This is a genomic window from Parasphingorhabdus sp. (assembly GCF_036963705.1).
In the GTDB taxonomy this organism is placed as follows: Bacteria; Pseudomonadota; Alphaproteobacteria; order Sphingomonadales; family Sphingomonadaceae; genus Parasphingorhabdus.
Genome location: NZ_JBALUT010000093.1, coordinates 1 through 7,726 on the forward strand (window position 1 = coordinate 1; position 7,726 = coordinate 7,726).

The 7,726-nt window shown below is 54.5% G+C and carries 10 protein-coding genes; 7 read left to right on the plus strand and 3 right to left on the minus strand.

Translation table 11 applies throughout. The annotated features are described in order from the left end of the window. Positions 1–304 precede the first annotated feature (304 nt). From V7680_RS14175 to rlmN, 3 genes are read left to right on the plus strand one after another with little or no spacing between them, the layout of a single operon-like run. Positions 305–949 (plus strand): histidine phosphatase family protein, encoded by a 645-nt coding sequence (locus V7680_RS14175; protein ID WP_335653917.1) that lies wholly within the window; start codon positions 305–307, stop codon positions 947–949. Then, positions 946–1,440 (plus strand): hypothetical protein, encoded by a 495-nt coding sequence (locus tag V7680_RS14180; protein WP_335653918.1) that lies wholly within the window; start codon positions 946–948, stop codon positions 1,438–1,440. Before V7680_RS14175 ends, V7680_RS14180 begins: the two co-directional genes overlap by 4 nt. Before the next feature lie 33 nt (positions 1,441–1,473). Then, entirely contained in the window at positions 1,474–2,721 is a 1,248-nt protein-coding gene (rlmN, locus tag V7680_RS14185) for a 23S rRNA (adenine(2503)-C(2))-methyltransferase RlmN (protein ID WP_335653919.1), read from the plus strand. Here the strand turns inward: rlmN and V7680_RS14190 are convergent. Together V7680_RS14190 and V7680_RS14195 are read right to left on the minus strand one after the other, a co-directional pair. Further along, the gene (locus tag V7680_RS14190) at positions 2,718–3,107 is read right to left on the minus strand and encodes a RidA family protein (RefSeq protein ID WP_335653920.1); all 390 of its coding nucleotides are present in this window, start codon (positions 3,105–3,107) and stop codon (positions 2,718–2,720) included. The two genes, rlmN and V7680_RS14190, sit on opposite strands and share 4 nt — an antisense overlap. Positions 3,108–3,227: 120 nt before the next feature. Beyond that, entirely contained in the window at positions 3,228–3,788 is a 561-nt protein-coding gene (locus V7680_RS14195) for an outer membrane protein (RefSeq protein WP_335653921.1), read from the minus strand. Between the two features lie 231 nt (positions 3,789–4,019). Here V7680_RS14195 and V7680_RS14200 point away from each other — a divergent pair, with 231 nt between their 5' ends. The 3 genes from V7680_RS14200 to V7680_RS14210 are packed head-to-tail and all read left to right on the plus strand — an operon-like array spanning position 4,020 to position 6,876. Then, positions 4,020–4,832, plus strand: coding sequence for a cytochrome b/b6 domain-containing protein (locus tag V7680_RS14200; RefSeq protein WP_335653922.1), 813 nt, complete (start codon positions 4,020–4,022; stop codon positions 4,830–4,832). Beyond that, positions 4,829–5,587, plus strand: coding sequence for a molybdopterin-dependent oxidoreductase (locus tag V7680_RS14205; RefSeq protein WP_335653923.1), 759 nt, complete (start codon positions 4,829–4,831; stop codon positions 5,585–5,587). Before V7680_RS14200 ends, V7680_RS14205 begins: the two co-directional genes overlap by 4 nt. A gap of 38 nt (positions 5,588–5,625) precedes the next feature. Then, a complete protein-coding gene (locus tag V7680_RS14210; protein ID WP_335653924.1) occupies positions 5,626–6,876 on the plus strand; it encodes a cyclopropane-fatty-acyl-phospholipid synthase family protein in 1,251 nt (416 codons plus the stop codon). 18 nt (positions 6,877–6,894) lie between these two features. On the opposite strand, the gene V7680_RS14215 is transcribed toward V7680_RS14210, so the two are convergent. Beyond that, positions 6,895–7,338 (minus strand): DUF1801 domain-containing protein, encoded by a 444-nt coding sequence (locus V7680_RS14215; protein ID WP_335653925.1) that lies wholly within the window; start codon positions 7,336–7,338, stop codon positions 6,895–6,897. 100 nt (positions 7,339–7,438) lie between these two features. Here V7680_RS14215 and V7680_RS14220 point away from each other — a divergent pair. Then, positions 7,439–7,726, plus strand: a 288-nt coding sequence (locus tag V7680_RS14220) for an argininosuccinate synthase domain-containing protein (RefSeq protein WP_335653926.1), incomplete at its 3' end; no start/stop codon positions are given.

Below are 7,726 nucleotides of genomic sequence, written 5' to 3' on the forward strand. Positions count from 1 at the left end.
GTTGCGCCGCTCAACCACGGACTGGACATGCCCCAGGCTCTTTAGCAATGCCGCGCGTTCAATGGTCGCTTTCATAAACCGTCCTTCTTGTTCCCGATCAACCGTGAAAATAGCTGTGCGAATGACTCCGCACGGGTTCACGGATAGTTACCCGCTTCATTAACAATAATGTGCCGCAGGGCAAGCCTGATCGCCGCCCGATGTCCGATAATGCCGTGAAAAACTGTGGAAAAAACTAGTGAGGCGGGTAAAGCCGCAGTTTCAGCGGATGGTTTTAGCCATTTCGGAACAGGATAGAGTGATTATGAGCGGCATCAACACCAATGGCAAACGCCTGTTTATCGCGCGGCACGGTGAAACAATCTTCAATCTCGCTGGCCGGATCCAGGGTGAGCATGTCCACACGCCGCTGACCCGAGCCGGCTTTGCCCAGGCCGATGCTATGGGCAGAGCACTCGCGTCGCATCTGGAGCCAGATATTCCGGCGCTGGACCTGATCGCGTCGGATACCGACCGGGCTCTGCAAACCCTGTCGGTGGTTGCCGAGCATGTCGGTGCCGACTGGCATCAGGCGCGCAGCGACGCGCGGCTCCGCGAAATCGATATGGGCGAATGGGGCGGGGTCATGTATCGCGATCTAGATGGCAAGCTGGAGATCGACCACGACGAACGGCTGTTCGTTACGGTTGCGCCCGGCGGTGAAGATTATCGCGACATTGAAAAACGATTGAAGCACTGGCTCGATGAACAGAATTTCACTCAGGATACCATTTTGATCAGTCACGGCATGACCAGCCGGGTTTTGCGCGGTCTGCTCGTCGGCGCGGATGCCCATCCGCGTTTCGGTGCGCCGATCGCAGAAGGACTGCCGCAAGGGTCGATTGTACAGATTTGCGACGGCCGCGAGGATGTCATCCATCTCGGCGGCGGAGAAGGGGAGAAGGCTTGAAAAAGCGGCTTGTTCTTCTGGGGCTCACGCTGTCTGTATTTTCGACTCCGCTGATCGCGAAAGATTCTCTTGGCATATTCAACAGCTGGGGGGCATTTCGCGATCCTGAAGTCCCCCGCTGCTATGCGATTGCAGAATCGGAAGATATTCACGGCAAGGCGGAGCGCAAATCCTTTGCCAGCATCGGATTTTGGCCCGATCGAAAGATCAGGCGACAATTCCACGTTCGCCTGAGCCGCGACCGGTCGTCCAACAGCCGGGTGATTGTCAGCATCGCCGGTCGTCGGTTCCAGCTTACCGCCAATCGCTATGATGGCTGGTCTCAGGACAAACGAATGGATGCCGCGATCATCGCCGCGATCCGTTCGTCTACCAGCATGACCGTGGAAAGCGTCGGTCGCGACGGCAAGTCGATCGTTGATGCCTACCGGTTGCGCGGGGCGGCGACCGCAATTGATGCGGCATCGCTCGGTTGTTCGCGGTTGCGGTAGATTTTACTGAAAACACGCACTATATGCGCTGCCATGCAGATACCCGGCCATATAGATCCCGTTCCCTTGCCCGCCAAGGTCACCCCGCGTGCCGATGGCCGCGTTGACCTGATAGGTCTCAGCGTTTCGCAGATCCGCGACGTGCTGATCACTGCGGGACTTGAAGAAAAGCAAGGAAAACTGCGCTCCAAGCAGCTGTTTCACTGGATATATCATCGCGGGATCAATGATTTCGGCTTGATGACCGACATGAGCAAGAGCCTGCGGCCGTGGCTGGCAGAGCGTTTTGTCATCGGCCGTCCGGAAATCGTCGAAGCGCATTTATCGGAAGACGGGACCCGCAAATGGTTGCTGCGCTCGGCTGACAGCCAAGATTATGAAATGGTCTTCATTCCCGATGAAGATCGCGGAACATTGTGCATTTCCAGTCAGGTTGGCTGCACGCTCAATTGTCGTTTCTGTCATACTGGCACGATGCGGCTGGTACGCAACCTGACCCCCGGCGAAATAGTCGGTCAGGTGATGCTCGCCCGTGATGCGCTTGGCGAATGGCCGAAGGGCGTTATGGACTTTGCCGAAGAAGGCGAAGCGGAAAATACCAAGGAATATAATCAGGCTTATAAGTCTGACGGCCGTTTGCTGACCAACATCGTGCTTATGGGCATGGGTGAGCCATTGTATAATTTCGAAAATGTCCGCGATGCGATGAAGATCGTGATGGATGGAGACGGCCTCGCGCTTTCACGCCGCCGGATCACCCTGTCGACCAGCGGTGTTGTGCCGATGATCGCCCGGGCAGGGGCGGAGATTAACGTCAATCTTGCGATATCGCTGCACGCAGTGAACAAGGAAACGAGAGACGAAATTGTCCCGCTCAACCGCAAATATTCGATCGAGGAACTGCTGCAGGCTTGCGCCGATTATCCCGGCGCCAACAATGCCCGCCGGATCACTTTTGAATATGTGATGCTCAAGGACAAGAATGATAGCGATCAGGATGCACGCGAGCTGGTTAACCTTCTGCGCAATTACGATTTGCCTGCCAAGGTCAACCTGATCCCGTTCAATCCATGGCCCGGTTCGGATTATGAATGTTCCACTCCGGAACGGATCAAGTCATTCTCGAAGATCATTTTTGATGCGGGTATCAGCGCGCCGATCCGGACCCCACGCGGTCGGGATATCATGGCCGCCTGCGGGCAGCTGAAATCGGCGAGCGAGAAGAAAAGTCGCGCAGAACTGGACCGGTTGGCCGAAGAGAAGCAAGCTGCGCTAGGCTAAGCCGCCGCGATAACGTCAATCTCGACCATTAATTCCGGCAGTGCGAGAGCCTTGACTTCAACCGTGGTGTCGGCGGGATAGGGCGGCGCAAAATAGGATTTTCGAGCAGCAACAATCTTCGGGAAATTTGCCATGTCCGTCAGGTAGATCGTTACCTTGATAATCTGGTCTCTACTGCTGCCTGCCGCGCGAATGACACGGTCGATATTGGCAAAAACCTGCTTCAACTGGGCATCAAAGTCGTCGACGCCAACGATCTGTCCTTGTTCGTCAATCGCTGCCTGACCGGATAGAAATATCAAGTCACCGACCTGCCATGCCGGTGATATGGCGAAAGCGGCAAGCGGATCAGGGTGTAGTTTGGTAACCTGTTTATAAGCGCCCATAATATCCAGTCCCTCCAAATATGATTTCATAATCTTAAGAATATTGATCAATTTTGGAAGCAATAAAAAAGGGGCGAGCATTTCTGCCCGCCCCGCATATTCTTTTCTTGTGTTTATCGTTTAGAAGCGGAAGCCAACGCCGCCAACTACCTGGTTGCGAGAGACGCCTGCTTCATAGTTGCTGTAACGATATTCGCCGCGCACGAATGCGTTGTCGCTCAGCTTATACTCGATACCGGCGCCAACACGAACACCGTCAGCATTGCCGGCAACGCCTCCAAATCCGGTGCCTGAAGCGGTATAGCGTGCATTGGTATAGCCAGCTTTCGCATAGAGCAACGCGCTATCACCTACGACGAAGCCCAAACGAGCTCCGGCATAGAGATCGCGACTTGCGTCGACGCTAGCACCGCCGCCGGAGAGTTCTCCGGTCGATTCAGTGATTTCAGCTTCGACACCATAAACGATGTTGTTCGACTGAATGTCGTAGCCGAGCGATGCTCCGTATAGGAAACCGTCTGCATTGTCCGTGCTACCTGCGCCGCCGATGCCGAAGTCAGTATTGTCATATCCGGCGATTGCCGTACCTTTTACGCCCGAAAAATCACCTGTTTCTTGAGCCAACACGGGGGATGCCATCGCAGATAATGCGATTGCAAGTGTTATAGATACCTTTTTCATTAGTTTCTTTTCCTTGGTTTTATTATTTTGTAACCACTACTTTATTTTGACTTTTATAGCCTTCTTCGTAGTCACGAAAGTGCATATAAGTTTACAAATGTGAATAACAACTGCACGGTTTATTCAGAACCGTTATAAATCGCATTGTTTCAGAGTGTGTTGTGGATGTGCAACAGTGGATGGTAGTAACGATCCGCTTGGCAACGCCGAACCAGCGGTTAGAGTGCCATCATGCTGAAGGACGCTATCATTCTCACGAAACCTCGCCATCATATGGTCACTAGGCTGTGGCATTGGATCAATGCGCTCTGCCTGATTGTGCTGCTGATGAGCGGTTTGACCATATTCAACGCCCATCCTCGGCTCTATTGGGGTGAATATGGTGCGAACGATGACTATGCCTGGATGGCAGTGGGGTCTTCGCAGGCCATGGGCTATCTGCGCTTGGGGGAACTGCGTATCGAGACCACCGGAACATTGGGAAACTGGCAGGATAGTGATGGCAAGACCCGGACATGGGCCTTTCCCGGCTGGGCTACCATTCCTTCGACTTACAGCCTGGCGGACGGTCGGCGCTGGCATTTCTTTTTTGCCTGGATATTCAGTGTCGGTCTGGCGCTGTTCATGGTCGCGTCGCTTTGGAACCGGCACATCCAGCGAGACCTGCACATGCCTCGCGAGCAGTGGCGACCATCGAATATATGGCGCTCGTTTCGCAACCATCTAGACCTCCGTGCGATCCGGCAATCGGCGGGCGAAGATTATAACAGCATCCAGAAATTGAGCTATATTGGCGTGACCTTCATCCTGCTGCCGCTGATGATTTTCACAGGTCTTGCGATGTCCCCGGGAATGGATGCCAATTGGCCGTTTCTGACGGAGATATTGGGTGGCCGCCAGTCGGCCCGTTCGCTCCATTTCATCGCGGCATTCCTGCTGCTGCTATTCTTTCTCGTCCACATAGTCATGGTCCTGCTTTCCGGTCCTTTTCGGCAAACCTGGTCCATGATTTCAGGCGGGAAAAAGGAGGGGCCTGCAGAATGACGATTATCACCCGCCGAAAGCTGATCACCGGCGCTGCAATTGGTGCTGGCAGTCTGTTGTCCGGTTGCGATGCGTTGAACCGAAATCCTGCTTTTCAAGATATTCTAGCTAGCGCTGAAACGGCGAATTTTACGGTGCAGCATGCGCTTGGTGACCGGATGCAACTCGCCAGAGAATATGATGTTGCTGATCTTTCACCCAAATTCCGGGCCAATGGCACCCGCGCCCCGGGGGATGCTGAATATGCCGCAAGCGCGGCTCAAGGCTTCGCCAATTGGCGGCTCCGGCTAACGGGATTATTCGAAAAGCCTCAGCAATTTGGCCTCGAAGCGATAGGTTCTCTGCCGCAACGTACCCAGATTACCCGTCATGACTGCGTCGAGGGCTGGAGCGCGATCGGGCAGTGGACCGGCGTCCCGCTCAAAATCCTGCTTGATCTTGCGCAGCTCAAAAACAGCGCACAATTTCTGGTCTTCCATTGTGCCGACCGGCTGGGTGGCAGGCCATATTATGAAAGCATCGACTTGCTCGACGGCTTCCACCCGCAGACGATCCTGGCGCATCGCTTGAACGGAGAGCCGTTGCCGATCGAAAACGGTGCGCCGTTGCGTCTCAGGGTCGAGCGGCAACTGGGCTATAAACATGCCAAATATGTGACCGGGATCGAAGCTGTCGCATCCTTGGCTGGTATCGGCGAAGGCAAGGGTGGTTATTGGCAAGATGTAGCCAATTATGAATGGTACGCGGGAATTTGATTTTCGCGGGCGTGTCGAGTTTTATCAGGAGCGAGTGAATGTCGATTATTGGCCGGTTTCTGCAGAGCGTAGTTGAGAAAGGTTCTCTACAAGTCACGCACCCTGACGGTACGAGCGAAACTTATGGAGCCCCAACCGCCGGTTATCCCGATATCAGCATCCGGCTGGCAGATAAAAATGTGGTGCGGCAGATCCTGCTTGATCCGCGCCTCGGTGCGGCTGAGACGTTCATGGACGGACGATTGATCGTCGAACAGGGTGATATCATGGGACTGGTGCAGCTTTTGCGCGCCAACAAGCCCTTTGAACGTGGCGGCAAACTGAAAGACCCGAGCGCATTCAAGAAATTCCGCGACCATGTGGCGGGCAGTCTTGACCGGATAAATTTCCTGGGTCGGTCGAAAAGCAACGTCGCTCACCACTATGATATCGGCAACGATCTCTACGACCTGTTTCTGGATGACGACCTGCAATATAGCTGCGCCTATTGGGACTTCGAACGACGCGGGCCGGATATGACGCTGGAACAGGCGCAGGCGGACAAGAAGGCGCATATCGTCGCCAAGCTGGATTTGCGGCCCGGACAGCGGGTGCTCGATATCGGCTGTGGTTGGGGCGGTATGGCGCTTTATCTCCATCGCACGACCGGGGTCGAGGTGGTGGGCATCACGCTTAGCAAAGAGCAACTCAAGAAAGCGCGGGAACGTGCGGAGAAGGAAGGTGTCGCCGACAAGGTGAAGTTCGAACTGATCGACTATCGTGATCTCGCGCAGCGCGATGCGGGTGCGTTTGACCGGATCGTCTCGGTCGGGATGTTCGAACATGTTGGCACGCCGCAGTTTCGCACTTTTTTTCGCAGTTGCGCCAACCTGATGACCGATGACGGCGTGATGCTGTTGCATACGATCGGCCGGATGGGTGGTCCCGGTACGACCGACGCCTTCACCCGTAAATATATCTTTCCCGGCGGCTATATTCCGGCGCTGAGCGAAACACTGGAAGCTAGCGAGCAATTTCGCATGATCGCGACCGATGTCGAGAATTTGCGGCTGCATTATGCATTCACTCTGCGCGAATGGTACAAACGGACGGTGGACAACCGGGACAAGATTGTCGCTCTCTACGACGAACGTTTCTACCGAATGTGGATATTCTATCTGGCTGGCGCGACGGCGGCGTTTGAAAACGGCGGTATGTGCAATTACCAGATCCAGTTTAGCCGCAACCGGAGGACTTTGCCAATCACACGCAATTACATCGCAGAGGCAGAGAAGAATTTGACGGCCTAGGTTGTTCGGCGTTTCGGATTATTTCGGATAGCGCTCGTTCATCAAATCCCAGTTGTTGCGGATAAGCTGCTCGAGCACGCTCATATCCACTTGCTCGAGCCGGTTGATATAAAGGCAGGATTTTCCCACGCTGTGCTTGCCGAGTAGTCCAAATAGCCGGTCTTGCTCCGCTTGCGCTTCCGGCGTGCAATAAGCTCCCATCAAATACAGAGACAGCTTTGCCTTGCGCGGCGAGAATCCGGTCCGGCACGAGCTTCCCTCGCGTCCGCTGTCATATCTATAATCATAGCTGCCGAACCCGATGATGCTTTGGCCCCACATCCTGGGTTCTTCACCCGTGATTTCACGAAACAGATCAATCAGTTGATGCGCCTCCGCCTTTCGGCGCTCGGGCTCTGCACTTTCGATAAAAGCGGTGACATCGGCATCGGTCGCTTTGGTTTTCAGTTCTGCTTTTGCCATCAGACTCTCCTAACAGTCCCGACATATCATATTGCGCCGCAAATTGGAGCCTGTTAGGCGGCCAGTCTCATCTGGCCTTCATTCATGGAAAGACGATATAATGAGCGATTCCGTTAAGCGTGTGGTTTTGGCCTTTTCCGGTGGCCTCGATACCAGCGTCATTCTGAAATGGTTGCAGCAGGAATATCAGTGCGAGGTCGTGACCTTTACCGCTGATCTGGGGCAGGGCGAAGAATTGGGACCCGCGCGCCGTGTTGCCGAAACGCTCGGTGTCAAACCGGAACATATTTTTATCGACGATCTCCGCGAAGAATTCGTCAAGGATTTCGTTTTCCCGATGATGCGCGCCAATGCGCTCTATGAGGGTCTCTACCTGCTCGGCACATCG

Coding starts and splice junctions, on each gene's coding strand:
- V7680_RS14175 (WP_335653917.1), top strand. CDS start 305: ATGAGCGGCATCAACACCAATGGCAAACGCCTGTTTATCGCGCGGCAC.
- rlmN (WP_335653919.1), top strand. CDS start 1,474: ATGCAGATACCCGGCCATATAGATCCCGTTCCCTTGCCCGCCAAGGTC.
- V7680_RS14190 (WP_335653920.1), bottom strand. CDS start 3,107: ATGGGCGCTTATAAACAGGTTACCAAACTACACCCTGATCCGCTTGCC.
- V7680_RS14195 (WP_335653921.1), bottom strand. CDS start 3,788: ATGAAAAAGGTATCTATAACACTTGCAATCGCATTATCTGCGATGGCA.
- V7680_RS14200 (WP_335653922.1), top strand. CDS start 4,020: ATGCTGAAGGACGCTATCATTCTCACGAAACCTCGCCATCATATGGTC.
- V7680_RS14205 (WP_335653923.1), top strand. CDS start 4,829: ATGACGATTATCACCCGCCGAAAGCTGATCACCGGCGCTGCAATTGGT.
- V7680_RS14210 (WP_335653924.1), top strand. CDS start 5,626: ATGTCGATTATTGGCCGGTTTCTGCAGAGCGTAGTTGAGAAAGGTTCT.
- V7680_RS14215 (WP_335653925.1), bottom strand. CDS start 7,338: ATGGCAAAAGCAGAACTGAAAACCAAAGCGACCGATGCCGATGTCACC.